The following is a 26,981-nucleotide window of genomic DNA, read 5'->3' as shown; positions in this document are numbered from 1 at the left end:
CTTGGCGGCCGTATTTGAGTGTCAGTGAAAACCGAATTTCAGTGAAACTGGTCTGGTTTGGGGGAACCGCCATGTTCGAAAGCCTGATCGGCCTTGTCGCCGTCATCGCGCTGTTTGTCATCATCGCGCGCCAGCAGAGCCGCATCGGCCTGATTGAGCGCGAGCTTGGCGCGTTGCGCAGCCTCGTGCTTTCGGGTGTCCCTGTGGCGCCGCCGCAGCACAAGCCGGTGGAACCGGCCGCAAACGACAGCAAGCCGGCGGATGCGGCGGCAACATCCATGGCCAATATTGTTTTGCCATCGGCGGACGAGACCGCGCAAAAGCCGTCCACGGAGGCTGAGACTGGCGAGATCAAATCCGGCCCCTGGATCACGGGCAAAACGACGCCGGCCGGGTCTGCGCCGGCAGAGCCGGCCGTCGCGACGGCGAGAGCGGCTCAAAAACCCGACATCGAAACGGCGCTCGGCACTCGCTGGGCGGTCTGGGTCGGCGGCATCGCGCTGGCGCTGGGTGGCCTGTTCCTGATCCGCTACACCATCGAGGCCGGCATCTTCGGTCCCGGTGTGCGGCTATGCATGGCCGCATTGCTCGGGCTGGTACTGGTCGGCGGCGGCGAGTTCATCCGCCGCACCGGCTTCAGGCTGCCGGTGCAGGGCGTTGCCGGCGCCTATATTCCAGCGATCCTGACTGCGGCCGGTGCTTTCATCCTGTTCGGCACGGTCTATGCCGCGCATGGCGTCTACGGCTTCATCGGCCCGGCGGTCGCCTTCACCTTGCTCGGCGCTATTGGTGTGGCGACGATTGCCGCGGCGCTCGTCCATGGCCAGGCGTTGGCCGGCATCGGCCTGCTCGGCGCGATGGTGACGCCGATGCTGATCGCCTCCGAGGCGCCCAATTACTGGGCGCTGTTCGGCTATCTCTCAATCGTGCTTGCCGCCGCTGGCGTCATCGCCCGCATGCGCGACTGGACTTTCCTGATGGCCGCTGCCTTCGTCGGCACCGGTATCTGGACCATCCTCTTCATGACCGACGCGCCGGGCGCCAACCTGCCCGTCATCCTGTTCATCGACGCCGTCACCCTGGCCGTGCTCGCTTTCGTCTGGCTCGGCCGTCGCGGTGGCGAAGCGGAACCTGACAGGGCCTTCGACTGGCCCTCGATCGCCCCAGGCTTCTTCGTTGGTCTTTCGGCCATGGCGCTGTTCGTCGACCCGGCCTATGCAGCCGCCAGCGGTGCCCTGCCTGGAGCAGCGCTGATCGCGGCACTGGTGGCGGTGGCGCTCTACCGGCCTCGGGCGCTTGCGCTCCTGCACGCCGCCGGCCTGGTGACAGTGCTGGTCTATCTCGGCATCATTCCGCCGACCTCGGTCGCTTCCGATTTTTCAGGCGGCGCTCTCGGCGTCGACGGCCAGCCGGCGCTCATATCCGACCCGCTGATGCTCAGGATCGGCATCGGTCTCGGGCTTGTTTTCATCGGCGCCGGCTTCTGGGCTGCGCGCAGGTTTGCGGCAACGGCCCGGGTGCGGTCCGTTTCATGGGCGGCATGGGGTGTCATTGCACCACTGCTCATTCTCATGGCGCTCTGGTTCACCTTCGGCAACCTAGACCGCGATCTTGTCTATGCGGCGGCCGCAGCCCTTCTGGTCGTGGTCTTCGCCGCCGGCGGCGAGTGGATCGCGCGAGGCGAGGAACCGCCGCTAAAGGGAGGCGCGGCTATGTCCTTTGCACTCGGCGGTGCGGCGGTCGCCGGTCTGCTGATGCTGCATATGGCTTTCGGGTCCGGCTGGACCACCATTCTTCTAGGCGCCGCGGCCGTCGTGCCGGCGCTGGCCACGCGCTGGCGCGCCTATCCGGTGCTCGGCTGGATTTCGGTCGGTGCGGTCATCGCCGTGCTCGGCCGTGTCGCCTTCGATCCGACAATCGTCGGTGCCCAATTCCTGTCGACGACGCCGGTGTTCAACTGGCTGCTGCCGGGATATGGCGTGCCGGCGCTCGCCTTCGGCTTCGCCGCCTGGCAACTCGCCCGCACCACCAATGGCCGGCCACGCCTCGCCATGGAAGCAGCGGCGGCGCTGTTTGCGCTGCTCACGCTCGCCATGCTGGTGCGCCATGCCATGCATGGTGGCGTCATCGACACGGGTGCGATGACGCTTGCCGAGCAGGCGATCTATACGCTGATCGCTATTGGCGCCGGCGCCATCCTGGTCGCCATCGACATGCGCTCGCCAAGCCCGGTGCTGCGCTATGGTTCGATGGCCGTCGGTGTGGCCTCGGTTGCCTTCATCGTTATCCGGCATTTCGTGGTGCTGAACCCGCTGTTGTCAGACGAATCGACAGGCCGGATCCCGGTGTTCAACCTTCTGTTCCTCGCCTATCTCCTGCCGGCGGTCGCCGCGGGGGGGCTGGCACTCTACGCCAGGGACAAGCGGCCGAAATGGTATGCGCAGATGCTCGCCGTGGTGGCGGCAGTACTTGCCTTCGCCTATGCCACATTGTCGGTCAGGCGGCTGTTCAAGGGCGAGTTCATTGGCCTGTGGAGTGGCCTCGGCCAGCTCGAAACCTACACCTATTCGGCGCTCTGGCTGGTCATCGGCGTGGCGTTGCTCACCGCCGGCGTCCGGCTGAAATCGCAAGTGCTGCGCATCGCGTCCGCCGCGCTGATCTCGGTTGCCGTGCTGAAAGTCTTCGTCTTCGACATGTCGGAACTGGAAGGTGTGCTCAGAGCGCTGTCCTTCATCGGTCTCGGCGCCGTGCTGATCGGCATCGGCCTGTTCTACCAGCGGCTGCTGACAAGAGCGGCGAGGGAAATGAACAAAGACAAGCAAGAACAACAGGATTCCAACCCCGGCCGGGAATAAATCGCCCGCGGCAGGCGTTATCTCATTGCTTGGGTGACCGGGGCGACAGACCGCTTCGCGCTGGCCGCTTGCGCTGCGCTGCGAAGGCGCATTCAATTGGGATGACAGGGCGACCTCAGAATCAGCGGTCATGGACGAAAAGAAGGCAGCAATCCTTGGCGAGATACCGCGGCTGCGCCGCTACGCGCGCTCGCTGCTGCGCGACCGCGATTCCGCCGACGATCTCGTTCAGGACTGCCTGGAACGGGCGCTTGTGCGGCTCGACAACTGGCAGACTGGAGAAAGCCCCAGAAGGTGGCTGTTTACGATCATGCATCATTTGTTCATCGACCAGATGCGCAAGGTCAACCGGCGCGGTGAGGCCGCTATGCTGCCGCTGGACGCGAGCGAAGCGCAGGCGGCACCTGCCGAACAGGTGGCGGGCATCGCCTCGCGCGAGATCATCGACGCGCTGCAGGCGATCAGCCCGGACCGGCGCGCGGCACTGGTCATGGTCGCCATCGAAGGCTTTTCCTATGCCGAGGCCGCCAATATCCTCGGCGTTCCCGCCGGCACATTGATGTCGCGCATCGCGCGCGGGCGTGAGGAACTGCGCGGATTGCTGGAGGACACCGCGCGCCGCCGCTCGATAAGGATCGTCGAGAAATGAGCCGGCACGATTTTTCCGAACGCGACATTCACATGGCTCTCGACGGCGAGTTGCCGGGCGACGAGCGCGCGGCTTATGACGCCTGGCTCGACGCCAATCCCGAAATGAAGGCGAAGAGCACCCGCTATGTCGCCGACCGTGCCGCGCTCCATGCCGCCTTCGCCGACGTGCTCGATGAGCCGGTGCCGGCGCGGCTGCAGAAGATCGTCTTCGGCGAAACGCCTGCAAGGACAGCGCGAGGGCGCTCGCGCTGGTGGTTTGCGGCCGCCGCAGCGGCGGTGCTGGCCATTGGCGGTGTTGGTGGTTATGTCGCCGGCATCGACCATATCGGCCTGGAAGACCCCTCTAACGACCAGCTCGCCGAGCAGGCGATCGCGGCCCATGTCATCTATGCCGCCGAAAAACGGCACGCGGTGGAAGTGCCGGCCAGCGACAAGGATCATTTGCAGACCTGGCTGTCCAACCGGGTCGGCCTGAAACTGGTCGCACCGGATCTGGCGGCGGAAGGGTTCCAGCTCGTCGGCGGCCGGCTGCTGCCCGCTGGCCATGGCAAGGCGGCGATGCTGCTCTACGAGGACGACAAGGGCGAGCGCATTTCCCTCTTCGTCACCGCTGAATCGGCCGGGAAAGCCAAGGGCACCTATGGATCGGAAGAAAACGGCCCCGAGGCTGTCTACTGGCTGGACAAGGGTTACGCCTGCGCCGTCGTTGGCTCGCTGCCACGCGCGCAACTGACCTCGGTAGCCAAGAGCGCCTACAGCCAGCTTCTGGCCGGCCTGGCCGGCTGACGGCGTCATTTTCCGGTATAGGCGCCGCTGTCCGTTTGGGTGGCTGAACCGTCGCCGGAACTGTCACAATTCGGCCCTAATCGAGGTGCGATAGCGCTTGACCACATCAGGGCCGTTTCACATCCCAATCGAGGTTTTCTCAACCCGCATGCCTGCCGAGATTCGCAAGGCCCGCGCGTCTGACGTCGATGACCTCGCCGCCATCGAGAAGGCTGTTTTCTCGAGCGATCGTATTTCCCGCCGCTCCTTTCGCCAGTTGATCGAACGCGAGACCGCCAGCATGCTGGTCGCCGAAAGCGATGGCCGCATCGCCGGCTATGCGGTCGTGCTGTTTCGCAAGGGCAGCGGCGTCGCGCGCCTCTATTCGATTGCCGTCGGTCCCTTCTTCGGTGGGCTCGGCATTGGCCGCATGCTGCTGGAGCGGGCCGAGGAGGCTGCTTTCGAGCATGACCGCATGATGCTGCGCCTCGAGGTTCGCGAGGACAACAGCCGCGCCATCCGCATCTACGAACAGAGCGGCTACCGCAAGATCGGCCGTGAACCCGGCTACTACGAGGACGGCGCCACGGCGCTGCGCTATGAGAAGACCTTGCGCGGCGACATTCCGGTCGCCACCAAGGTGCCGTTCTACCAGCAGACCTGCGAATTCACCTGCGGCCCGTGCTGCCTGATGATGGCGATGGCCAATTTCGATCCCGGCTTCGTGCCCGACCCGGTCATGGAAATCCGCCTGTGGCGCGAGGCGACCACCGTTTTCATGATGTCGGGGCCGGGCGGCTGCGAGCCGTTCGGGCTCGCCGTCTCCGGCTATGAAAGCGGACTTGCGGCGGAAATCTACGTGTCCTTCTACGGCGCGCTGTTCCTGCAGTCGGTGCGCAGCGAAGAGAAGCGGCGGGTCATGGAACTGGCGCAGGTCGACTTTCGCCGGCGCGCGGAACTTTACGGCATCCCGGTGAATTACCGTCCATTCGCCATCGACGATATCCGCGCCGCGATCGCCGAAGGGAAACTGGTGCTGGTCCTGATCAGCGGCTTCTTGATGTTCGGCAAGAAGGTTCCGCACTGGGTGCTGGCCATCGGCGACGACGGCGATCATATCCTGATCCACGATCCCTGGGTCGAGGATGAGAGACAGGAGACCATCCTTGATGCCGCCAATATTCCCGTGCCTTACGGCATCTTCATGAACATGGCGCAATTCGGCCGCGACGGACTGCGTGCCGCGATCACTCTGGGAAAGCGCGACAGACAATGACCTGGGTCATCCTCACCGGCCGGCAGAACGATCTCGACCAAGTGGCGACGCCGCACAAGATCATCACCAACCGCGACTATCTTGCGCATCCAGCGCTGTTTCGCGGCCAGCGGCCGAAGGTCATCAACCTGTCGAACAATTACGGCTATCAGAGCCGCGGCTACTATGCCTCGCTGCTCGCCGGTTCGCGCGGTCACAAGGTCATCCCGACGGTTGAGACGATGATCGACCTGTCGGAGCGCAAGCTCTACGAGCATGCGCTGCCGGAACTGGAACTCGCGCTCAACAAATGCCGCAAGGATCTCGGCGGCGCCTTTCCGCAGAAGGTCTGCATCTTCTTCGGCATCGGTCCGTCCAGGATATGGGACCGCTTCGCCAAGCTCCTGTTCGACTGGTTCCGGGCGCCGGCGCTGGAGGTCCACATCAAGGACAGCGCCGAATGGGCAGCAATCCGCAAGATCGGCTTCCATCCGCTGATCAGGATGACCGACGGGGAAAAAGAGCACTTCCTGCAATGCCTTGAGACCTACACCAACCGAGAGTGGCGCGACACCAAGGGCCGCACGCCGGCGCGCTACACCTTCGCCACGCTGGTCGATCCGCATGAGGAACTGCCGCCGTCGGAGATTTCGTCGCTGCGCTATTGGGCCAAGATCGCCGAGAAAATGGGCGTCGAAATTGAGCCGATCACCAAGAGGGATCTGGCCAAGCTTGCCAATTACGACGCCCTGTTCATCCGCGAGACCACTTCGATCTCCAACCACACTTACCGCTTCGCCCGCCGCGCCCAGCAGGAAGGCATGCCGGTCATCGACGATCCGCTGTCGATGATCCGCTGCACCAACAAGGTCTATCTCAACGAGCTGATGACCTACAACAAGGTGCCGGTGCCGCCGACGGTGATGATCGCCGGCACTTCGGACCTTGACGTGGCGGCACAGACACTGGGTTTTCCGTTGGTGCTGAAGATCCCGGACTCGTCATTTTCGCGTGGTGTGAAGAAATGTGAGACCTTCGAGGAGCTGAAGACGCTGGCCACCGAATGGCTGGAGGATTCCGACCTCTTGATCGCGCAAAAATTCATTCCGACCGAGTATGACTGGCGTGTCGGCGTGCTCGGCGGCCAGCCGCTGTTTGCCGTGCACTATCTGATGGCCAAGAAACACTGGCAGATCGTCAACCACAAGGCCAATGGCAAGCCCGACCAGGGTGGCATCAAGACCTTCACGCTGAAGGAGGCACCGGCCCATGTCGTCGAGACGGCGGTGAGGGCGGCGCGCTGCATCGGCGACGGCCTCTACGGCGTCGACCTCAAGGAGACCAGGGACGGCGTCTTCGTCATCGAGGTCAACGACAATCCCAACCTCGACCATGGCTGGGAGGATTCCGGCGAAAAAGACGAGGTCTGGGTGCGGCTGACGCAGTGGTTCCTGGAGCGGCTCGACCGGCCGGGCCGACAATCATCCGAGTAGGGGACAGAGATGCTGTTTTTTGTGACCGAGGATTTTCGCGGCTGTGACCGCAAGGAGATCTATCGTCGCTTCCGCGACCAGGGCCGCCTGAAGCCGGACGCGCTTCTCGTGCACCACAGCTGGATCGCGGCGGATATGAGCCGCTGCTTCCTGCTGGTGGAGGCCGATGACGTCACACTCCTGCAGCGCTGGGTCGTCGAATGGGCGGATCTGGTCGAATTCGAGATCGTTCCCGTGGCGACGAACAGGGACATGGTGGCAGCATTGAGCGGACACCTCTGACCGGGCAATTGCCGTCACTGGCTCTCAGATGGCCGAGTGATCAACGCCGGCGAGTCCACCGAGCGCAGGCATTCCTCGATCAGCCATGTCCTGAACGCCACCACCACGTCGCGCCTCAAGCTTCTCTGCGGGATCGTCAGGCAATAGGGCTGTCGCAGCTCCAGCGCTTGTGTGACGGGCCTGACCAGCCTGCCGTCTTCCAGCGCCTCGGCGCAGAAGACGCCCTGCGCCAGTGCGACACCGAGGCCCGAGATCGCCAGATCGAGTGCCGCCCGCGAGGAATTCGCCGACAGACCGTGCTGGTTCGTGCGGCCGAGCTCGATGCCGGCGGTCTCGAACCAGCTGCGCCAGGACGGAAAGGACGCACCTGTCGGGCCCCAATCCGTTTGGATCAACGGCAAGCTGGCGAGGGCGGCGGCGCCTTCGAGATCGCCGATCCCGCTTGCCATCGCAGGTGCGCAAACGGGATAGACGGCATCCCTCGCGATGTCTTCCGTTGCCTGGTCGCGATAGTGGGAGCGTCCATAGGAAAGACGGATGTCGATCAGGTCGCGGTCGAACGATACCGGATCGTCTTCGCCTCTCAGCGATATGTCGACCGCGCCATGGCTGGCGACAAAGCTCGCGAGCCGCGTCGAGAGCCAGCCCATCGCCATGGATGGTGGCACCGAGACGACAAGGCGCGATCGAAACTCCGCGCCGCTGAGCTCGCGCGACACGCTGCCGATCTCCTCGAAGGCCGGTGTCAGCCGTGGCAGCATTTCCCGGCCGGCATCGGTCAGCACGGCACGGCGGTTGACCCGGTGAAACAGCTTGCGGCCCATCTGGTCCTCGATAGTCCGGATCAGCTGGCTGACCGCGGCCGCGGAAATTGAAAGTTCTTCGGCTGCGGCGGCAAAGCTGCCGCAGCGCGCCGCAGCCTCGAAGGCCTGGAGTCCCCGCAAGGATGGAAGTGCTACCATGGTGACCAATTTAGATAAGTTGAGCTTATCTAAATTGCAGAAATCCTCGTTTTGCGAAAGCTGTTTTGGCGATTAGGCTGATCTGATCGACAGTGCGGGATCAAGCCAATGGACCATCGCGACGTGATCGCATCGCTGACGCAGCAACAGCGCGATCGACTGACCGCCAAGTCGGATCGGCTCGGGCTGCTGCAGCTTGCCGGTCATTGGGGCGCGATCATCGTCATTGGCGCGCTGATCATCGCCAAGGTGCCGTACTGGCCGCTGCTGATGCTGCCGCAAGGCATCCTCATCGTTTTCCTGTTCACGCTTCTTCACGAGACGGTTCACCGCACGGCTTTCGAAACACAACGGCTGAACGATCTCGTGGCGCGCATCTGCAGTCTGGCGATCGCGTTGCCGGCCGACTGGTTCCGCTATTTCCATTTCGCCCATCACCGCTTCACCCAGGATCCGGAGAACGACCCGGAACTCGCCTTCTCGAAGCCCGAGACCTGGCGCCAGTATCTCATCCACGTCTCCGGGCTTCCGGTGTGGTGGGGCCACTTCAAGACGCTCTACACCAACGCCACCGGTCAATGCCGGGACAGCTACGCGCCGCCAAAAGGCCGGCCCAAGGTGCGCGCTGAGGCCCGTGCCATGATTGCCTTCTATGCCGTCGTGCTTGTGCTGGCCATCTGGTTCCGGGCAACCACGCTGCTCTATGTCTGGATCGTGCCGGCGCTTCTGGGACAGCCATTTCTGCGCCTCTATCTCCTGGCCGAACATGGCCGTTGTCCGCTTGTCGCCAACATGCTGGAAAACACCCGGACCACGCTGACCAACTGGTTTGTCCGCAAGCTCGCCTGGAACATGCCCTTTCACGCCGAGCATCATGCCTATCCGGGTGTGCCGTTCCATCAGCTGCCGGCGTTTCACGCCCTGATCGAGCGTCATCTCAAGGAGATCGAAGCCGGTTACGTGCGCTTCCACGAAAAATATATCGAAGCATTGCGCTGATGGCAGGTGTTTCAGGCTCGCCCGATGACTGGCTCGGTCCTGGCGCGCTCAGCCTGATTGCCTGATCGCTGCGCGCGTCTCCAGCAGACGAGCGATGTCCGCTGCCTTCGATGGCACGCCGATCAGATAGCCTTGGGCCTCGACACAGCCCTCCTTGCGCAGGAACTCCAGCTGAGCTTCGGTTTCGACGCCTTCGGCGGTAACGGTGATGCCAAGCTGGGCGCCGAGCCCGATGACCGTGCGCACGATCGCGGCGGTGGCGCGGTTGTCGATATCACGGATGAAGGAGCGGTCGATCTTGATCTTGTCGACCGGGAAGCGGCGGAGATAGCCGAGCGACGAATAGCCAATGCCGAAATCATCCAGCGCGATGCGGATGCCGAGTTCGCGCAACTGCCTGAGCGTCTTCAGCACCGTATCGCTTTCGTCCATCAGCACCGTTTCGGTGATTTCCAGTTCCAGCCGGCTGGCCGGCACACCGGAAAACGCCAGTGCGGAGATGACGCTGCGGGCAAAGGTGCCGCTTTTGATCTGCACGGCCGAGACATTGACCGCGATGCGCAGCTCATGGGGCCAACCCGCCGCCACCGTGCAAGCTTTCCTCAGCGCCCATTCGCCAAGCGGAACGATCAGCCCGATTTCTTCGGCAACCGGGATGAAATTGTCCGGCGGCACCAGGCCGCGTGCCGACGAATGCCATCGCATCAAGGCTTCTGCGCCGACGATCTCGCCGGAAGCGATGTTCATGATGGGTTGGAAATCCAGCTCGAATTCTCGCCGCGGCAACGCTGCCTCGAGGTCTGTTTCGAGCGCACGGCGCGCCCGCACCATCGCATCCATGCCGGGCTCGAAGAAGCGGTAAACGTTACGGCCTTCGCTTTTTGCCCGGTAGAGGGCCATGTCTGCGTTTTTCAAGAGCGTGTCGGCGTCCGTGCCATCGTCGGGGAAAAGCGCAATGCCGAGGCTGATGCCGACATGCATGTCGCGGCTTTTGTCGCGAAACGGTCTTCCGATGATATCGACGATGCGTTTTGCCAGTTTTTCCGCATCGGCAGCGCTTTTGGGATTGAACTGGATGATGACGAATTCGTCGCCGCCGAAACGGGCGACGACGTCGGTCTCGTTGCGCAGGCAACGTTGCAGCCGCTCGGCCACGCATTTCAGCAGCCAATCGCCGGCAGGATGTCCCCACGTATCGTTGACGGCCTTGAAGCGGTCGAGGTCGAGCGACAATATCGCCAGATCCGTGGCCTCGCGCAGGGCCTGGTCGAGCCTTTCGCGGAACATCGAGCGATTGGGCAGGTTGGTCAGCGTGTCGTGAAGCGCAAGATGGGTCATGCGCTCTTCGACACGTCGGCGCTCGGTGACGTCGTCGAAGGTCGCGACCCAGCCACCACCACTCATTGGCCGGCGCGCGACCAAGAGGGTTCTGCCATCGGTCAGATGGCGATGTGTCGACCGGACTTCCCCGGCTTGCAGGCAAGCACGGGTTTTGGAGATTTCGCTGTCGATGTCGATCTCAGCGTAGATGCCCAGGCGCACGAGCTGCTCGATCAGGTCGCGGTGGCTCATGCCAAGCGGAAAGTCGGCTGGCGTCACATGGTAGAGTTCCAGGAAACGCTCGTTGCGCACGATCAGCTTGCCGTCGGCGTCGTACATCAAAAGACCTTGCGACATATTGGCAAGTGCAGCGTCGAAGCGGCGGTGCTGTTCCTTCAGCTCCTGCTCGGCGCGCCGTTGGACAGTGATGTCCTCATAGATCGACACCCAGCCGCCCGAAGCCAGCGGCCGGTGCGAAATGTCGATGATGCGCCCGTCCGACAGCGTTTCCTCGTAGGTCGAAGGTTTCGCCTGGTCGATATAGGGCTTGCGGATGGCGTAGAGTTCTGCGGCGCTCTGCGAGGCGACGCCGATGTCGACGCTGTGTTGGAGGATGTCGAAGAAACGGATGCCGGGCCGCACGATTTCGGCGTCGAGGCAGAAGATACTGAGATAGTTGCCGTTGCAGATGATCATCCGCTCGTCGGCATCGAACATGCACAGCCCATGCGACATGTTCTCGACAGCCGCCGAAAAGCGCTCGTTCTGCTCGCGCAGTTCGTCGTCGACGCGCCGCTTCGGGCCGAAGCCTCCGGCGCCGCGCCTGCGTGCGGGCGAACCAGCCTTGGCATGAGCGACGGGCATGTGCGGGCCTGCGGACCGAGATCGGACACGGTACTGTGGTAGCCGCCGGTTAATTTAGCGTTCTTTTACTTCACCGAGTGCACCGTAACCGCTGCCTGACGTTTCGTTTCGATCGCCGCATACCGCTTGAGGAAGGCGTTTTGCGCCCAAGTCACCGAACGCGGCGTGAAATCGAAGCGTTCTGCATTGAAGCCGCGCGGCCGGCCGAAATACTCGGTCGCCTCCGTCGTCGAGAAGCCGGCCAGCAATGTCGCCTCATAGTAGGCGGCGATCTGGTCGGCGCGCTTGATCTCCTTGCGCAGGCCGGCGCCGAGTTCAGCCGGCAGCGAAAAGCGCAAGTGGATGGCGCGCTGAAGTCGGAGTTCGCAATCCTTGTAGCTGCCGCCCATCACCGATTTGAACGGTGAGATCATGTCGCCGATGACATATTCCGGCGCGTCGTGCAGCAAGGCGGCCAGCCGTGCGTCGGCCGGGGCGTCCGGCGCCAGTTCGCAAAACAGCGCCTCGACCAGCAGCGAATGCTGGGCGACCGAAAAGGCGTGGTCGCCGCTGGTCTGGCCATTCCAGCGAGCGACGCGGGCAAGCCCGTGCGCGATGTCGGAAATCTCGATGTCGAGTGGCGAGGGGTCGAGCAGGTCGAGTCGCCGGCCGGACAACATGCGCTGCCAGGCGCGCGGCGGGGCGCCTGCGCGATCAGCCGCCATCAGGCCTCCTCCGCGCCGACGGCTTCCTGTGGAAAAGTGAATTTCGCCCAGGCCGGAATGGTGAGCGAGACGGCAGCATATCCGGCCAGGATAGGCTGGCCGGCGTCGAGTGCCGCCTTGACCCGGTCGATACGGGCAATGGCAAGACCTGTCATCCCGGCCGTCGAGCCGAGCGCGCCGACCGGCCGCCCGTCGACGGTCAACTCGGTGCCCGGATCGGGCAGTGGCCGCTCTGCCCTGGCGATCAGCACCCGCCGCCTGGCGGTGCCACGGTGCTGCATGCGCGAAACCACCTCCTGGCCGACATAGCAGCCTTTCCTGAAGCCGACGCCGCCGGTCTCGTCGAGCAGCACGTCATGCGGGAAGGCATCGCCAAGCTGGTAGTCGCTGCCGCTCTCGGCGATGCCATGGGCGATGCGCAAGGCCTGCCATGCAGCGAGATCGCCGCCTTCGGCGGTGCCGCCATAGAAGCGCTGGACGGCAGCGTCGAGGAAGCGCGCATCGGCAACCGGCGTTGAATCAAATTGTGAAGTGGTTGAGTCAATTCCCCACGCGACGGCGACAAATGCCTGATCGATCTTGGCAATCTCAACCTTGGCGCGCAGCCGGTAGAGCATCAGCCGGCGTATGAAATCGTCTGCAATGTCGGCGCGGCATTCGAGACGGAAGGTATTCTCGCCGGCGCGCGAGATGACGAAATCGAACAGGATCTTGCCTTGCGGCGTCAGCAAGGCGCCGGGCTTTGCCTCACCGACGGCAAGTGCATCGAGGTCGGTCGTCAGAATGTTCTGCAAAAAATTCTCGGCATCCGGGCCTGACACGGAAACGAGTGCGCGATCTTCCAACAGGGCAAAGGGCATGGGCGGAAAGCAACCTAATCTTGCAAAACGGTCGGCCTTTACGTAAGCCGCTGACACTCCCCCCGCAAGAGATCGGATCAGCATGGCTACGACCTACGACCTCATCTTGACAGGCGGCACCGTGGTCAACCATGACGGTGAGGGATTTCGCGATGTCGGCGTCAAGGCCGGTCGCATCGCGGCAATAGGCAATCTCGGCCAGGCATCGGCCGGCGAGACGATCGATTGCCGCGGCCTGCATATCCTGCCGGGCGTCGTCGACAGCCAGGTGCATTTCCGCGAGCCGGGGCTGGAGCACAAGGAGGACCTCGAGACCGGCTCGCGCGCGGCGGTGCTGGGCGGCGTCACCGCCGTGTTCGAGATGCCTAACACCAATCCGTTGACGACTAGCGAGGCGGCCCTTGCCGACAAGGTACGGCGCGCCAGCGGGCGCATGCATTGCGACTTCGCCTTCTGGGTCGGCGGCACCCGCGACAATGCTAGCGATGTGGGCGAACTGGAGCGGCTGCCCGGCGCCGCTGGCATGAAAGTGTTCATGGGCTCGTCCACCGGCGACCTGCTGGTCGAGGACGACGAGGGTGTCGCCGCAATCCTTGGGAATACGCGCAGGCGTGCCGCCTTCCACTCCGAGGACGAGTTCCGGCTGCGCGAGCGGCTTGGCGAACGCATCGAGGGCGATCCGTCCTCGCATCCGGTGTGGCGCGACGAGATCGCGGCACTGCGCTGCACCGAGCGTCTTGTGCGCATTGCCCGGAAAGCGCGCGCGCGCATCCATGTGCTGCACATCTCGACCGCCGAGGAGATCGCCTTCCTCGAACGGCACAAGGATGTCGCGACCTGCGAGGCGACGCCGCATCATCTGACACTGAGCGCCGACGACTATGCGCGTCTTGGCACACTGATCCAGATGAACCCGCCGGTGCGGGCAGCACGCCACCGCGACGGCATCTGGCACGGCATTCAGCAAGGCATCGTCGATGTGCTCGGTTCCGACCATGCTCCACACACACTGGCCGAAAAGGCAAAGCCCTATCCGGCCTCGCCGTCGGGCATGACCGGCGTGCAGACGCTGGTGCCGATCATGCTCGATCACGTCAATTCAGGCCGGCTGACCCTGCAGCGCTTCGTCGATTTGTCCAGCCACGGCCCGCAACGCATCTTCGGCATGGCCAGAAAAGGCCGCGTCGCCGCCGGCTACGATGCCGATTTCACCATTGTCGATCTGAAGCGCCGCGAGACCATCACGAATGCGCAGGCCGGCTCGAAAGCTGGCTGGACGCCCTATGACGGCAGGCAGGTCACCGGCTGGCCGGTCGGCACAATCGTGCGCGGCCGGCGCGTGATGTGGGAAGGCGAAATTGCCACGCCCGGACAGGGCAGGGTGGTGGAGTTTTCCGAAGCGTTGGTCGTTTGAGCGGACGCGCTCAATCCCCGGCGACGAAGAACGTCCACTGTCCGGCGGGCGTGATGCCGATGCGGTAAAAGATGTAGGCGCCGAACTGCTTCATGCCGTCATAGTCGCCGGCGGTGACGATCTTGAACAACTCGACCCGCTGCCTGGCGTCGAGCTTGTCCAGCGGCAACGCGAAGAAATACGGCCAGACATAGAGTTCCTGCGGCGTGCCGACATCGACATGGACATAGCCGGCATTGAGCACCTCTTCCATGATGGCGAGGATTTCCTGACCTTCCGTATCGCCCGAGAGGCCCTTCAGGAAGGCGATCGGATCGCCGTCGATTTCGCTCAGCGACAATTGGGTCATCGCGTCGCCCGTGCCGATCAGCGGCCGCAGCTTTTCGATGTCGCCGCTCTTGCAGGCCTCGACGATCAAATCATGCATGCGCCTGACCGGCTCCGGCAGTTTTCCAAGGTCGTAGACGACTTCGGGCAAGGGAGCGTCGGGATCGGCGCGCGGGTTGGCCATGCCGCCATCGTTCGTCGGTCCCTCAGGATCTGTCTTTTCCGGCTCCCCGGAAGGCGTCGCCGGGCTGGCCGCGGGCGGCGTGGTGCCGGGCGGGTCGGGCATCGGCACTGCGCTTCCAGGCGGCGCCATGTCATCGTCGATGGGCGGCGTGGCCGGCGAGGGAAGATCCTCGCGCTTGATTTCACTCAGCGCATGGGCGGGGCTGATCGCCAAGCATAAGGTAAGCGGAATCGCAACGCAGCAAACGGTAAGCCAGATGCTGAGGACCAAGCCTCGCGGCTTGCCTGACATCGAAAAAATCACCGCCTGCTTCTCCTTGGTTTCTAATGCCTGTCGCGCAAGAATGCGCAGCGGTTTTGCGACAACGACATGCACAAAAAACAAGAACTCGGAGCGCGTCGCATGAATCCGTTCGAATGCGAGGGCTTTAGGCCCGCCCTGGATGCCGATTCAGTGCCGCAGCCTCTCCGGCTCGAAGGCCCCGGCTATCACTTTTTCACGCATGCGGTCGAGCAGGGCAAGGGCAGAAGTCTCGCCATTGGCGCGCAGCATCTCGCCAAACGCGGTTTCCAGCGCCGCCTCGGCGATGATTTCCGGCTCGATTCCGGCCGAAAGCCCTTCAGCCCAGGCCTCGCTGTGGCTTTCCACGGCGGTCAGGCGCTTTTCTTCCCTGACCAGCGCGTCGATGTCGTTGAGGCCATGTTCCATTGCGATGTCCACCCTTTTCAAGCGGCGATCCGACGGGTGCGGATCAGGCTTGGGCTGTCCCTTTTGTACGCAGATCTAATAAGCCATTGTAAATACGACATTTCTTGGGTCGTCTTCGACAAGGCCCGTCGCGTCTTGCAAACCTGCGTTCGATCCGATTCAAAACTTAGCCGATTAGACCGGCGAGCGGGATGAAAACCTTCAGTTTGAGTTAATTCCACATCTACGCCGTAACGTTTCGTTAATGATGTTGCAGAAGTGCAACATCAGGATTGCACCAAGACGCTCCCGGAAACAAGGAGGGAGGGTGTCAAATGCCGATGTGGCGAACGGCGCCTGGACGGAAGACGGCCGAGAAATTGCCGTCAGTTGCCATAGCGCGAGGCGATGTCGCGCGACAGCGTCTCGCCTTCCTTCATGTAACGGCTGATGGCTTCCGTCGCCGAGGCGGTGCATTGCGTGTAGGTGCCGCCGAAGGAGCGATAGCCGCGGTTGAAACTGGCGATGAAGCGGGCGCGCCGCTCCGGGTCGGGATTTTCCGAAGCGATCAGCTTCTCCATCTCGACGCGCCACTGGTCGCCTTTCTCGCCGCACAGATTGCGCAGGAAATGCAGCGAGCCAAGCACCTCCGCCAGCCGCATCAACCCAGGCTCGAACGGGGCTTCGGCACTGAACGCCGGCCGCTCGCCGACAGCTATGCTGGCGGCGAGGCAAGCTGCAAGGAACAGCGAGGCGCGGGTCATAAGTCTATGTGGCCAAACAATTTGTCGCCCGCAAGGCGATTTCTTCAGGGGTTTATTCACTTGCATTCCCAAGCAATTCCTCCGCCACCTCAAGCACCGAGCCCGCGAGCGGCATCGTCACCATCTGGCTGAGCGTATAGAAGGCGGCGGTCTCGGCGTCGTCGCTGGCCGTCGCCTCGCCGCCGGCATAGGTCGCGCCGAACACCGTCAGCCGGTAGTCGACCGGATGGTTCTCGTCGCTTCCGTCGATGTGGATTTCGCGCAACGGCCGATAGAAGTCCGCGCGCAGGGCGGTTTCCTCCAGCAATTCGCGGGCCGCTGCTTCCTCCAGCATCTCGCCAGCCTCGACCTTACCGCCTGGGAAGGCGTAGAGGCCTTGCGAGGGCGGCCTGGCCCGCTTGACCAGCAGCACCGTGCTGCCACGCACGACGGCGACCGAGACTGCCGGAATGATCCTGCGTGTTTCCATGGGCTCCCGCTTGATAGACATAGCCCGTTTGTGGACGGCCGTCGGCGGACAGCTTTAGCGGTTGCGAAAGGCGGGTTCCATCGCCACTTTCATATGTCACCAGTTCGAGAGTTGAATTCATGTGCGGACGCTTTGCCCTGACCGCCACGCCGGACCAGACCGCTGCCTTCCTCGGACTGGCGGAACTGGAGGATTTTCCGGCCCGCTACAACATCGCGCCGACGCAGCCAGTGCTGATGGCGCTCGCCGGTCCGCCGCTCGCGCCCGGTTCGAACCTGCCCGACCGGCAGGCCATGCTGGTGCGCTGGGGACTGATTCCGGCCTGGGTGAAAGATACCAGGGAGTTTCCGCTGCTGTTCAACGCGCGCTCGGAAGGAGCGGCGGAAAAAGCCTCGTTCCGCGCTGCCATGCGCCACCGCCGCGCTCTGGTGCCGGCCTCAGGCTTCTACGAATGGCAGCAAACTGGTGGCAAGAGGGGGCAGCCCTATTGGATCAGGCCCAGGCATGGCGGGCTGGTCGCTTTTGCCGGGCTGATCGAGACCTATGCCGAGCCGGGCGGTTCGGAAATGGACACCGGCGCCATCCTGACCGTTCATGCCAATGCCGACATCGCCCACATCCATGACCGGATGCCGGTGGTGATCCACCCGCAGGATTTCGCTCGCTGGCTGGACTGCCGCACGCTCGAGCCGCGCGACGTCGCCGATCTGTTGCAACCGGCGCAACTTGATTTCTTCGAGGCCGTCCCGGTTTCCGACCTTGTCAACAAGGTCGCCAACACCGGACCGGAGATTCAGGTGAGTGGCGTCGTCGGGCCGGAGCCCGAGAAGGTCAGGCGCCAGAAGCCCGGCGCGGACGACAGTCAAATGACCTTGTTCTAGCTGCTATTTTCCTGGCACCTTTCAGCGCCTTCACTGCCGGCATATGACGCCGGCCTCACGTCATGTCAGGCAGCGCGCGGCGATGTGATCTTCTGTGCCGGCTTTTTCTTCTTCGCGGTGTGGAGAAGGGCGGCGACGATCGCGGCCGGTCCGATCGCCCGGTACTGGCTGGCCAGCATCGGTTGCTTGGCTCGGTTGGTATCTTGCTTGGTTCGAGGCATTGTCTTCTCTTCCCTGGTAACGTCTTCGTGTCTGCGTTTGCTGGTCGAATCCGACCAAATCGTGACGTGTGGTGATCTAGCCGGCGAATGTTTCATGACTGTGCCGACATGTTTAATAAAATGTTTCGGCGCATCATTACCTGTGATCCAGCGTCGCTTTTGCTTGTTGTTGCGACTTGACGGCAACACCGGCTGAGGCGATAAAGCCGCCCATGAAAACGTCTTTCGCCATTTGTGGCATTTGCATTATTGGCTAGCCTCGCGCTGGTCCGGACGTTTTCGCCTCATCTTTCCCTAGAGTGGACAAACGCCCCGGCCAGCAGGCTGGAGCCTGATTTGCGTCTCGGCGCGAGGATGACTCTCAGCGCAACAAAAGTACTGGACCGGGAAGGCACGAATGTCTGACGCATCGAAGGACCTGCGCCTCTACAACACGCTGACGCGGGCGAAGGAGGATTTTGTTCCGATCGATCCGCGCAATGTGCGCATGTATGTCTGCGGCCCGACAGTCTACGACTTTGCCCATATCGGCAATGCGCGGCCGGTGATCGTCTTCGATGTGGTCTTCCGTCTGTTGCGCCAACTCTACGGCGAAAAGCACGTCACGTATGTGCGCAACATCACGGATGTCGACGATAAAATCAACGACCGCGCCCTGCGCGATTTCGGAGCCGAGATCGCCTCGGGAAAGCTGTCGTTGAACGAGGCGATCCGAAGGGTAACCGAAAAGACCGCCGATCAGTTCCACAGAGACGTGGCGATGCTCGGCTGCCTCGAGCCGACGGTCGAGCCGTGCGCCACCGAATTCGTGGAACCCAGGCCCGATGGCAAGGCCGACATGATCTCCTTGATTCAACGCTTGATCGAACGCGGCCATGCCTATGTTGCGGCAGGCGAAGTTCTGTTCGACACCGCCTCGATGCCGGATTATGGCCAATTGTCGAAGCGCAATCTCGACGAGCAGCAGGCCGGCGCCCGCGTCGCCGTCGACGTGCACAAAAAGAACCCGCAAGATTTTGTCTTGTGGAAATTGTCGTCGCCGGAGGAGCCCGGCTGGGACAGCCCATGGGGCAGGGGTCGTCCGGGCTGGCACATCGAGTGCTCGGCGATGTCGGCGGCCTATCTCGGCGAGGTCTTCGACATCCATGGCGGTGGCCTCGACCTGATCTTCCCGCATCACGAGAACGAGATTGCCCAGTCGCGTTGCGCGCACGGCACCGAAACGATGGCCAAGGTGTGGATGCACAACGGCTTCCTGCAGGTCGAGGGCCAGAAGATGTCCAAGAGCCTGGGCAATTTCTATTCGATCAACGAACTCCTTGAGACCGAGACGTTCGGCGGCCGCAAATGGCCGGGCGAGGTGCTCAGGCTGGCGATGCTGATGACGCATTATCGCGAGCCGATCGACTTTTCCGTGCGCAAGCTGGAAGAGGCGGAAAACACCTTGCGCAAATGGAAACGCGCGGCGGATCTGGCGCCGGCGGCAGCACAGCAATTGCCGGTGGCCGTGGTGGACGCTCTGTCGGATGATCTTGCCACCTATGCCGCGTTCCAGGTGCTGACGCAGCTTGCCGGCGAGGCGGCTGAGGGCAATGATGCCGCCGCTTCGCTGAAGGCGTCGCTATCGTTCCTCGGCTTCGATGTCGGCACTGCCAAGGTCGACGAAGGCGAGATCGCCAAGGCTATCGCCAGGCGCCTGGAACTGATCGCCGCGAAAAACTGGGCCGAGGCCGACCGCATCCGCGACGAGCTTTTGGCGCAAGGCGTGCAATTGAAGGACGGCAAGGACCCGATCACTGGCGAACGCATCACCACCTGGGAGGTAAAAAGATGATCGACCATCTCGGCATCACCGTTTCCGATTTCGACGCTTCGAAGGCGTTCTACGACAAGGCGATGGCGCCGCTTGGCGCCTCGCTGCTCTACATGGTGCCCACGGAATATACCGGCGGCGCCAAGGTCGGCGGCTATGGGCGCGACCGGCCGGTGTTCTGGCTGAGTACCGGCAAGGACAGACCGAGGGACCGCCAGCACGTCGCCTTCACCGCGCGCAGCCGCGCCGAGGTCGACGCCTTCCATGCCGCCGCAATCGCTGCCGGCGGCAAGGACAATGGCGGGCCGGGTCTGCGCCCGCACTACCACGCGAACTACTATGGCGCTTTCGTCTTCGATCCCGACGGCAACAATGTGGAGGCGGTCTGCCATGCTCCGGAGTGACCTGCGATGAGCCTCGACAACCGGCCGGTCTATACGGGCGGCTGCCAGTGTGGCGCCGTGCGCTTCCGCGTCGAGGGCATGCTGGGTGACGCCTCTGTCTGCCATTGCCGCATGTGCCAGAAAGCGAGCGGCAATTTCTACCTGCCGCTGGTGTCCGTACGCGGTGCCAAGCTCGACTGGACGCGCGGCGAGCCGAAGCGTTTCCGCTCATCCAGCGCCGCCTGGCGTGGTTTTTGCGCGGAGTGCGGCACGCCGCTGACCTTCGAGGCGCCCGACGGCATCGCGCTTGCCATCGCTGCCTTCGACGACCCGGCGGGCATTGTGCCGACCATCCAGTGGGGCACCGAAGCGAAACTCGCCTATGTCGATCACATCCATGAATTGCCGGGCGAGGACACCATGGCCGACATCTCGTCGGCGCCCTATCTCGCCGAACTCGTCTCCTACCAGCATCCCGACCACGACACCGAACAATGGCCGCCAAAGGAAAGATCATGACCGAGAAAATTCGAACCGGTGGCTGCCAGTGCGGCGCCGTGCGCTTCCGCATCAAGGGGGCGCTCGGCCGCCCGTCCATCTGCCATTGCCGCATGTGCCAGAAACAATTCGGCTCGTTCTTTGGCGCTCTGGTAACCGTGCCCAAGGACGGCGTCGAATGGACCCATGAGGAGCCGAGCTATTTCCAGTCGTCGGTCAATATCGACCGTGGCTTCTGCGCCCGTTGCGGCACGCCGCTGACCTATCGGCAGCCGGGCGGACTTGAGATCGCCATCGGCGCCTTTGACGACCGCTCCGACCTCGCGCCGCGGATCCAGGTCAATTACGCCGCCAGGCTGCCCTGGGTGGAGACCATCTTCGACGCGCCGGTCCATGATGATCCGGATTACTACGCAAGGCAGGAGCAGATCATCTCCTTCCAGCATCCCGATCACGAGACGGCCAACTGGCCGCAGCAGGGCCTGAAATTATGAGCCCGGAAGCCGCGAGACCAGAAGCTGTGACCCCAGAATCTATGAACAGCGAATTTCGCAGCCTTTATCCCGAGATCGAGGCCTTTGAGTCCGGCATGCTCGATGTCGGCGATGGTCATCAGGTCTATTGGGAGCGCTCCGGCACCAAAGGCGCCAAGCCGGCGGTCTTCCTGCATGGCGGGCCGGGCGGCACCATCTCGCCAAAGCACCGGCGGCTGTTCGATCCGAAGCTTTACGACGTCATCCTGTTCGACCAGCGCGGCTGTGGAAAATCGACGCCCAACGCCTCGCTCGAGGCCAACACCACTTGGCATCTGGTCGCCGACATCGAGCGCCTGCGTCAGATGTGCGGCTTCGACAAATGGCTGGTGTTCGGTGGCTCGTGGGGCTCGACGCTGGCGCTTACCTATGCCCAGTCCCATCCGGACCGGGTCAGCGAACTGGTCGTGCGCGGCATCTACACGCTGACGCGTGCGGAACTCGAATGGTACTACCAGTTCGGCGTCTCGGAGATGTTTCCTGACAAATGGGAGCGCTTCCTGGCGCCGATCCCCGAGGCCGAGCGCGGCGACATGATGGCCGCGTACCGCAAGCGGCTGGTCGGCAGCGACCGCAAGGCGCAGATCGAGGCTGCCCGCGCCTGGAGCCTGTGGGAAGGCGAGACGATCACGCTGTTGCCTGACCCCGAAACCAGTGGCCCGTTCGGTGAGGACGACTACGCCGTCGCCTTTGCCCGCATCGAGAACCATTATTTTGTCCATGCCGGCTGGCTGGAGGAAGGGCAGCTGTTGCGCGATGCCTGGAAGCTCAAGGACATTCCCGGCACCATCGTCCACGGCCGCTACGACATGCCGTGCCCGGCGCGCTACGCCTGGGCGCTGCATAAGGCGTGGCCAAAGGCGGATTTCCATCTGATAGAAGGCGCCGGCCATGCTTATTCGGAGCCCGGGATTTTGGACCGGCTGATCCGGGCGACGGATCAGTTTGCGGGGAAATGATGATGGTTGTTTGCGCTCTACGGCGCCCCCCTCTGTCCTGCCGGACATCTCCCCCACAAGGGGGGAGATCGGCCGTCATTCTTGCTTTCGCCAATCTCCAGCGTCGCAGGAAGAGCAGCAGGGCTGAAGCTGCCGATCTCACCCCTTGTGGGGGAGATGTCCGGCAGGACAGAGGGGGGCGCGAAGGATCGCGGCCTTTCGGACCACTACAATGAAAAAACAACACCTCTATCTCTTCGACACTACGCTCCGCGATGGGCAGCAGACGCCGGGCATCGACTTTTCGGTCGAGGACAAGATCGCCATCGCCAAATTGCTCGATGAGTTCGGCATCGACTATGTCGAGGGTGGCTATCCCGGCGCCAACCCGACCGACACCGCCTTCTTCCAGAAGAGGCGCACGGCCAGCGCCAAATTCGTCGCTTTCGGCATGACCAAGCGGGCAGGGGTGTCGGCTTCCAACGATCCGGGCCTTGCCGCACTCGTCCAGTCGCAGTCGGACGCCATCTGCTTCGTGGCCAAGAGCTGGGACTACCATGTCCGTGTCGCGCTCGGCTGCACCAACGAGGAAAACCTCGACTCCATCAAGGCCTCGGTAGAAGCGGCGGTTGCCGCTGGTAAGGAGGCGATGGTCGACTGCGAGCATTTCTTCGACGGCTTCAAGGCCAACCCCGCCTATGCGCTGGCCTGCGCAAAGACCGCCTACGAGGCCGGTGCGCGCTGGGTGGTGCTGTGCGACACCAATGGCGGCACGCAGCCCTCTGAAGTCCGCGCCATCGTCGAGAAGGTCGTCGCTTCGGGCATTCCGGGCGACCATCTCGGCATCCATGCCCATGACGACACCGGCCAGGCGGTGGCGAATTCGCTCGCCGCCGTCGAAGCCGGCGTGCGTCAGATCCAGGGCACGCTGAACGGCATTGGCGAGCGCTGCGGCAACGCCAACCTGATCTCGATCGTGCCGACGTTGGCGTTGAAGCCGGCTTTCGCCGACCGCTTCGAAACGGGCATTTCGGCCGAGACGCTGACCGGCATATCGCGCCTGTCGCGCGCGTTCGACGAATTGCTGAACCGCGCGCCGGAAGCGCAGGCGCCCTATGTCGGCGCCTCCGCCTTCGCCACCAAGGCCGGCATCCATGCCTCGGCTCTGGCCAAGGAGCCGGCGACCTATGAGCATGTACCCCCGGAAGCCGTCGGCAACCGGCGCCGCGTCATGGTCTCCGATCAGGGCGGCAAGGCCAATTTCCTCGCCGAGCTGAAACGGCGTGGCATCGACGTGCCGAAGGACGATCACCGCCTCGACGCGCTGATATCAGTGGTCAAGGAACGTGAGGCCGAGGGCTACGCCTATGAAGGCGCCGACGCGTCTTTCGAGCTTTTGGCGCGCAAGATGCTGCACGGCTTGCCGGAATTCTTCCATGTCACCTCGTTTCGCTGCATGGTCGAACGCCGCTTTGACGCCAATGGCAATCTGAAGACGGTCTCCGAAGCGATCGTCAAGGTGTTGGTGGAAGGCGAGGAGAAGATGTCGGTGGCCGAAGGGCATGGCCCGGTCAACGCGCTCGACATCGCGCTGCGCAAGGATCTCGGCAAGTACCAGAACGAGATCGCCGACCTCGAACTCGCCGACTTCAAGGTGCGTATCCTGAATGGCGGCACCGAGGCGATCACCCGCGTGCTGATAGAATCGCACGACGGGACCGGCGCCCGCTGGTGGACGGTCGGCGTTTCCGAAAACATCATCGACGCGTCCTTCCAGGCCTTGATGGATTCGATCGTCTACAAGCTGATGAAGAATCGCGAGATGGCCGGACTGGTGGCGGCGGAGTAGGGTTGAACCATCAGCGAAAGTCCGTTGATCCATCAGCAATTTGCGATGGTCTTGGCAAGGCGGCTGGCGCATAGCGTTGGGCCATGGCCACGCAAGCACTTCAACTGGACGCAGCCTCCAACGCCCGTCGCGGCTTTCTCCTGGCGTTGGGCGCCTATCTCCTGTGGGGGCTGCTGCCCTTCTATATGAAGGCGGTCGCGCATCTGCCGCTGGCCGAAGTGATCGCGCATCGCATTGTCTGGTCGGTGCCGATTGCCGCGGCCGTCCTTGTCTGGGCCGGCCGCACCGCGGACTTCAAGGCCGCAATCCGCTCGCCACGCACCATTTCGATGGCCGTGCTGACGGCGGCGCTGATCTCGGTCAACTGGGGCATCTATGTTTGGGCGATCGCCGTCGACCGTACCGTCGAGACCGCGCTCGGCTACTACATCAATCCGCTGGTCGTGGTCGTCGTCGGCGCACTGCTGCTTGGCGAGCGGCTGAACAGGCTGCAGATAGCGGCAGTGGTGCTGGCGGCCGTCGCCGTCGCGGTGCTGACCGTCGATGCCGGCAAGCTGCCCTGGGTGTCGCTGGCGCTGGCCTTTTCCTTCGCTGCCTACGGCTTCTTCCGCAAGACGCTGCCGATCGGCCCGAGCCAGGGTTTTCTGCTCGAAGTGCTTCTGCTGTCGGTGCCGGCGCTGGCCTACATCGTCTTCCTGATTGCCAGCGGGCAGGACCATTTCGTCTCTGGCTCGGTGAGCGATACGGCCTTGCTGGTTGGCTGCGGTCCGGTCACCGCGGTGCCACTGCTGTTGTTTGCGTTCGGGGCGAGGCTGCTGCGCCTCTCCACCATCGGCATCATGCAATATATTGCGCCGACCATTGTGTTCCTGATCGCGGTGTCGATTTTCGGCGAACCCTTCGGCAGCACCCAGGCGATCGCCTTCGGCCTGATCTGGACGGCGCTGGCGATCTATTCCTGGTCGATGTTCACGTCAGCGAGAAAAGCTTGAACGCGACACGCTTTAAACGTTGCGGCCTAGCCGCGTGACGACGAAGAAAACTATGGCCGCCACCGCGAAGGAAAACAGGGTGACGATCCAGAAGCCGGAAGGCGTTTCCAGGAACGGCAGGCCGCCGACATTCATGCCGAACAGGCCGGAGATGATGGTCATCGGCAGCAGCACCGCGGTCATCACCGAGAGCACGTAAAGCAAGCGGTTCGACTCTGTTGTCAGCTTGGCCATCAATTCGTCCTGCAACAGCCGGGCGCGCGCCTGCAATTGTTCGCCGTCGTGATAGAGCGTGTGCGCCCGGTGCGACAGCCGCGCCGCCATGTCGTTGATTGTGTCAGGCAGGTCGTTGCGATGCGAATGGTCGAGATGGCGGAACAGGTTGCTCAGTGTCGCCATCTGCCGGTGGATCACCACCAGATGCCGGCGCGCGTCGACAAGTGCCTGCCGCTCATTGTGCCATGCGTCGCAGACGATACGGTCCTCGATGCCATCGAGCGTGTCGCCGAGGCCGCTGAGTTCCGCCACCATGCCATCGAACGACTGGCCAACGACGGCTTCGATCAGTTCGGCCGGCGAGCGGAACTTGCGCGATCCGTTTTCGATCGCCTTGCGGATATTGTCGACGGACTGTAGCGGTTGCTTGCGCGCGCCGACCAGCATCGTGTCGTTGAGGGCGAAGCGGAAATGACCAAGTCCGCCCGCTTCCGCCGAATAGTCGTGGCGCAGATCCGGCAGGTCGCCATAGAGCCAATCATCCTCGAGGTCGATGTGGCAGCCATGGCTGGCTGACAGGAAGGCTTCGCGTACCGGCGACGGCAAAGCCTGATCGGCGGCGATCTCGTGGCGAGCGCGCATGTCGGAGAGCTGGTAGCTGCGCCAGGTCCAGCGCGCTTGCGCAGCGTCCTTGGTGCGCACGCCCTCGGCGGTGAAGTGATAGAGGAAGAACAGCCCGTGCTCGTCGGGCAGATAAGGGGACAGGTCGGTGCCGTCCGGATTGAGAGCGATGTTCATGGTCGCTTCGCCAGTTTTTTTGAACACAGCGCCGTGCAGTGGCCGAGCTGTGAGTCCTAGCACGGGCGACCCCGGTCTCGTGTGACAGTTTCTTGACAGCGCCTTCACAGTCTGTCGATCACCGGCATCACGTGGAGGGCAGCAGGGCAGTAGGGCAGTAGGGCAGTAGGGCAGTAGGGCAGTAGGGCAGTAGGGCAGTAGGGCAGTAGGGCAGTAGGGCAGTAGGGCAGTAGGGCAGTAGGGCAGTAGGGCAGTAGGGCAGTAGGGGGAGGCTTTCTTTGCAGTTCACATACTGCCTTACTGCCCTACTCCCTTACTCCCCTACATCTTGTCGATCACCGACTGCACGCCCTCCGTTGGCGCATCGACCGAGGATCCCGCCACCATGATGGCGGCAACGATGGCTTCCGGGTCCTCGACCACCAGCGGCTTGACCCGCTGGGCGGTATGGATGAAGCCTTCGGCCGACATATGGTCGAGCAGCGAAAGCATCGGATCCCAGAACCCCTTGATGTTGGCGAAGACGATCGGCTTGCGGTGGTGGCCGAGCTGGCCCCAGGTCATGATCTCGACGATCTCCTCGACTGTGCCGATACCGCCCGGCAGCGCCACAAAGGCGTCGGATTTTTCGAACATCCTGTGCTTGCGCTCGTGCATGTTGTCGGTGATCACCAACTCATCGAGCTTATCGAGCGCGCTCTCGGTCGCTTCCCTGTTGATCAGGAAGCGCGGAATGATGCCGGTCACCTTGCCACCGGCCTTGAGCGCGCCTTCGGCGACGGCGCCCATAATGCCTTTGGTGCCGCCGCCATAAATCAGACGCAGCCCGGACCTGGCAATCGAGCGGCCGAGCAGGTGCCCGGCCTTGGCGTAGGTTTCATCGCGGCCCGGAGACGAACCGCAATAGACGCAGACGGATCGAATCGTGTTCATACTGATGATTGGTGATAGGGACGGCGGGTATGGTCAAGCCCGGGGCGGACCTTTTTCTTGCAGGGCCCTTT

The 26,981-nt window shown here is 63.1% G+C and carries 28 protein-coding genes; 17 read left to right on the top strand and 11 right to left on the bottom strand.

Features of this window, described 5'->3' with window-relative positions; translation table 11 throughout:
* The first annotated feature begins 71 nt into the window (after positions 1-71).
* From OHD62_RS21245 to OHD62_RS21220, 6 genes are all read left to right on the top strand, one after another.
* Entirely contained in the window at positions 72-2,855 is a 2,784-nt protein-coding gene (locus OHD62_RS21245) for a DUF2339 domain-containing protein (RefSeq protein WP_263786616.1), read from the top strand.
* 130 nt (positions 2,856-2,985) lie between these two features.
* Positions 2,986-3,504: an RNA polymerase sigma factor gene (locus OHD62_RS21240; RefSeq protein ID WP_263786615.1), complete on the top strand. Its 519-nt coding sequence runs from the start codon at positions 2,986-2,988 to the stop codon at positions 3,502-3,504.
* Positions 3,501-4,292 carry an anti-sigma factor family protein gene (locus OHD62_RS21235; protein WP_263786612.1) on the top strand — a complete coding sequence of 264 codons (792 nt, stop codon included), beginning with the start codon at positions 3,501-3,503 and terminating at the stop codon, positions 4,290-4,292. Before OHD62_RS21240 ends, OHD62_RS21235 begins: the two co-directional genes overlap by 4 nt.
* 148 nt (positions 4,293-4,440) lie before the next feature.
* Positions 4,441-5,547, top strand: coding sequence for a peptidase C39 family protein (locus tag OHD62_RS21230; protein ID WP_263786610.1), 1,107 nt, complete (start codon positions 4,441-4,443; stop codon positions 5,545-5,547).
* On the top strand, positions 5,544-7,019 hold the full coding sequence (locus OHD62_RS21225; RefSeq protein ID WP_263786608.1) for a RimK family protein: 1,476 nt from the start codon (positions 5,544-5,546) through the stop codon (positions 7,017-7,019). The genes OHD62_RS21230 and OHD62_RS21225 overlap by 4 nt, the downstream gene beginning before the upstream one ends.
* 9 nt (positions 7,020-7,028) lie before the next feature.
* Positions 7,029-7,301 (top strand): DUF3303 domain-containing protein, encoded by a 273-nt coding sequence (locus OHD62_RS21220; RefSeq protein WP_263786606.1) that lies wholly within the window; start codon positions 7,029-7,031, stop codon positions 7,299-7,301.
* 14 nt (positions 7,302-7,315) lie between these two features.
* Here the strand turns inward: OHD62_RS21220 and OHD62_RS21215 are convergent, their stop codons facing one another.
* Entirely contained in the window at positions 7,316-8,263 is a 948-nt protein-coding gene (locus OHD62_RS21215; RefSeq protein WP_263786604.1) for a LysR substrate-binding domain-containing protein, read from the bottom strand.
* 108 nt (positions 8,264-8,371) lie between these two features.
* On the opposite strand from OHD62_RS21215, the gene OHD62_RS21210 reads away from it, so the two are divergent.
* Positions 8,372-9,262, top strand: a complete 891-nt coding sequence (locus tag OHD62_RS21210) for a fatty acid desaturase family protein (RefSeq protein WP_263786602.1) — start codon at positions 8,372-8,374, stop codon at positions 9,260-9,262.
* Between the two features lie 48 nt (positions 9,263-9,310).
* Here OHD62_RS21210 and OHD62_RS21205 read toward each other — a convergent pair whose 3' ends face one another.
* The 3 genes from OHD62_RS21205 to OHD62_RS21195 form a co-directional block, all read right to left on the bottom strand.
* The gene (locus OHD62_RS21205) at positions 9,311-11,446 is read right to left on the bottom strand and encodes a putative bifunctional diguanylate cyclase/phosphodiesterase (protein WP_263786600.1); all 2,136 of its coding nucleotides are present in this window, start codon (positions 11,444-11,446) and stop codon (positions 9,311-9,313) included.
* Positions 11,447-11,511: 65 nt separating this feature from the next.
* Positions 11,512-12,150, bottom strand: a complete 639-nt coding sequence (locus OHD62_RS21200) for an HD family hydrolase (protein WP_263786598.1) — start codon at positions 12,148-12,150, stop codon at positions 11,512-11,514.
* Positions 12,150-13,010, bottom strand: coding sequence for a YgfZ/GcvT domain-containing protein (locus OHD62_RS21195; RefSeq protein ID WP_263786596.1), 861 nt, complete (start codon positions 13,008-13,010; stop codon positions 12,150-12,152). Before OHD62_RS21195 ends, OHD62_RS21200 begins: the two co-directional genes overlap by 1 nt.
* Before the next feature lie 82 nt (positions 13,011-13,092).
* Between OHD62_RS21195 and OHD62_RS21190 the strand changes: the two genes are divergently transcribed.
* Positions 13,093-14,424 carry a dihydroorotase gene (locus OHD62_RS21190; RefSeq protein WP_263786593.1) on the top strand — a complete coding sequence of 444 codons (1,332 nt, stop codon included), beginning with the start codon at positions 13,093-13,095 and terminating at the stop codon, positions 14,422-14,424.
* 10 nt (positions 14,425-14,434) lie between these two features.
* On the opposite strand, the gene OHD62_RS21185 is transcribed toward OHD62_RS21190, so the two are convergent.
* On the bottom strand, positions 14,435-15,148 hold the full coding sequence (locus OHD62_RS21185) for an alanine and proline-rich secreted protein Apa (RefSeq protein ID WP_263786592.1): 714 nt from the start codon (positions 15,146-15,148) through the stop codon (positions 14,435-14,437).
* Between OHD62_RS21185 and OHD62_RS21180 the strand changes: the two genes are divergently transcribed.
* Positions 15,063-15,341, top strand: a complete 279-nt coding sequence (locus tag OHD62_RS21180; protein WP_263786848.1) for a hypothetical protein — start codon at positions 15,063-15,065, stop codon at positions 15,339-15,341. The genes OHD62_RS21185 and OHD62_RS21180 overlap by 86 nt on opposite strands.
* 44 nt (positions 15,342-15,385) lie before the next feature.
* On the opposite strand, the gene OHD62_RS21175 is transcribed toward OHD62_RS21180, so the two are convergent.
* The 3 genes from OHD62_RS21175 to OHD62_RS21165 all read right to left on the bottom strand — a co-directional run bounded on the left by OHD62_RS21175 (position 15,386) and on the right by OHD62_RS21165 (position 16,855).
* Positions 15,386-15,643, bottom strand: a complete 258-nt coding sequence (locus OHD62_RS21175) for a hypothetical protein (protein ID WP_263786590.1) — start codon at positions 15,641-15,643, stop codon at positions 15,386-15,388.
* Positions 15,644-16,008: 365 nt separating this feature from the next.
* On the bottom strand, positions 16,009-16,386 hold the full coding sequence (locus OHD62_RS21170; protein ID WP_263786588.1) for a TIGR02301 family protein: 378 nt from the start codon (positions 16,384-16,386) through the stop codon (positions 16,009-16,011).
* Between the two features lie 52 nt (positions 16,387-16,438).
* Positions 16,439-16,855, bottom strand: coding sequence for an NUDIX hydrolase (locus OHD62_RS21165; protein WP_263786586.1), 417 nt, complete (start codon positions 16,853-16,855; stop codon positions 16,439-16,441).
* A gap of 119 nt (positions 16,856-16,974) precedes the next feature.
* Between OHD62_RS21165 and OHD62_RS21160 the strand changes: the two genes are divergently transcribed.
* Entirely contained in the window at positions 16,975-17,736 is a 762-nt protein-coding gene (locus OHD62_RS21160) for an SOS response-associated peptidase (RefSeq protein WP_263786583.1), read from the top strand.
* A 65-nt stretch (positions 17,737-17,801) separates the two neighbouring features.
* Here OHD62_RS21160 and OHD62_RS21155 read toward each other — a convergent pair whose 3' ends face one another.
* The gene (locus OHD62_RS21155; protein WP_263786580.1) at positions 17,802-17,957 is read right to left on the bottom strand and encodes a hypothetical protein; all 156 of its coding nucleotides are present in this window, start codon (positions 17,955-17,957) and stop codon (positions 17,802-17,804) included.
* A gap of 397 nt (positions 17,958-18,354) precedes the next feature.
* Here OHD62_RS21155 and cysS point away from each other — a divergent pair, with 397 nt between their 5' ends.
* The 7 genes from cysS (at position 18,355) to rarD (ending at position 24,963) form a co-directional block, all read left to right on the top strand.
* Positions 18,355-19,791, top strand: a complete 1,437-nt coding sequence (gene cysS, locus OHD62_RS21150) for a cysteine--tRNA ligase (protein ID WP_263786578.1) — start codon at positions 18,355-18,357, stop codon at positions 19,789-19,791.
* Complete coding sequence (locus OHD62_RS21145) at positions 19,788-20,174, top strand: VOC family protein (RefSeq protein WP_263786576.1); 387 nt, start codon at positions 19,788-19,790, stop codon at positions 20,172-20,174. Before cysS ends, OHD62_RS21145 begins: the two co-directional genes overlap by 4 nt.
* A 6-nt stretch (positions 20,175-20,180) precedes the next feature.
* Complete coding sequence (locus OHD62_RS21140) at positions 20,181-20,672, top strand: GFA family protein (RefSeq protein ID WP_263786574.1); 492 nt, start codon at positions 20,181-20,183, stop codon at positions 20,670-20,672.
* A complete protein-coding gene (locus OHD62_RS21135) occupies positions 20,669-21,145 on the top strand; it encodes a GFA family protein (RefSeq protein ID WP_263786572.1) in 477 nt (158 codons plus the stop codon). Before OHD62_RS21140 ends, OHD62_RS21135 begins: the two co-directional genes overlap by 4 nt.
* A gap of 41 nt (positions 21,146-21,186) precedes the next feature.
* Positions 21,187-22,143: a prolyl aminopeptidase gene (gene pip / locus OHD62_RS21130; protein WP_263786570.1), complete on the top strand. Its 957-nt coding sequence runs from the start codon at positions 21,187-21,189 to the stop codon at positions 22,141-22,143.
* A gap of 211 nt (positions 22,144-22,354) precedes the next feature.
* Positions 22,355-23,971: a citramalate synthase gene (gene cimA / locus OHD62_RS21125; RefSeq protein WP_263786568.1), complete on the top strand. Its 1,617-nt coding sequence runs from the start codon at positions 22,355-22,357 to the stop codon at positions 23,969-23,971.
* Between the two features lie 83 nt (positions 23,972-24,054).
* Positions 24,055-24,963: an EamA family transporter RarD gene (gene rarD / locus OHD62_RS21120; RefSeq protein ID WP_263786566.1), complete on the top strand. Its 909-nt coding sequence runs from the start codon at positions 24,055-24,057 to the stop codon at positions 24,961-24,963.
* Positions 24,964-24,975: 12 nt separating this feature from the next.
* On the opposite strand, the gene OHD62_RS21115 is transcribed toward rarD, so the two are convergent.
* Positions 24,976-25,977, bottom strand: coding sequence for a transporter (locus tag OHD62_RS21115; protein ID WP_263786564.1), 1,002 nt, complete (start codon positions 25,975-25,977; stop codon positions 24,976-24,978).
* Between the two features lie 321 nt (positions 25,978-26,298).
* Positions 26,299-26,910, bottom strand: a complete 612-nt coding sequence (locus OHD62_RS21110; protein ID WP_263786561.1) for a TIGR00730 family Rossman fold protein — start codon at positions 26,908-26,910, stop codon at positions 26,299-26,301.
* Between the last annotated feature and the right edge of the window lie 71 nt (positions 26,911-26,981).

Source organism: Mesorhizobium sp. YC-39, from assembly GCF_025753795.1.
Taxonomy (GTDB): domain Bacteria; phylum Pseudomonadota; class Alphaproteobacteria; order Rhizobiales; family Rhizobiaceae; genus Mesorhizobium.
This window is presented reverse-complemented; position numbering and strand designations above follow the sequence as displayed.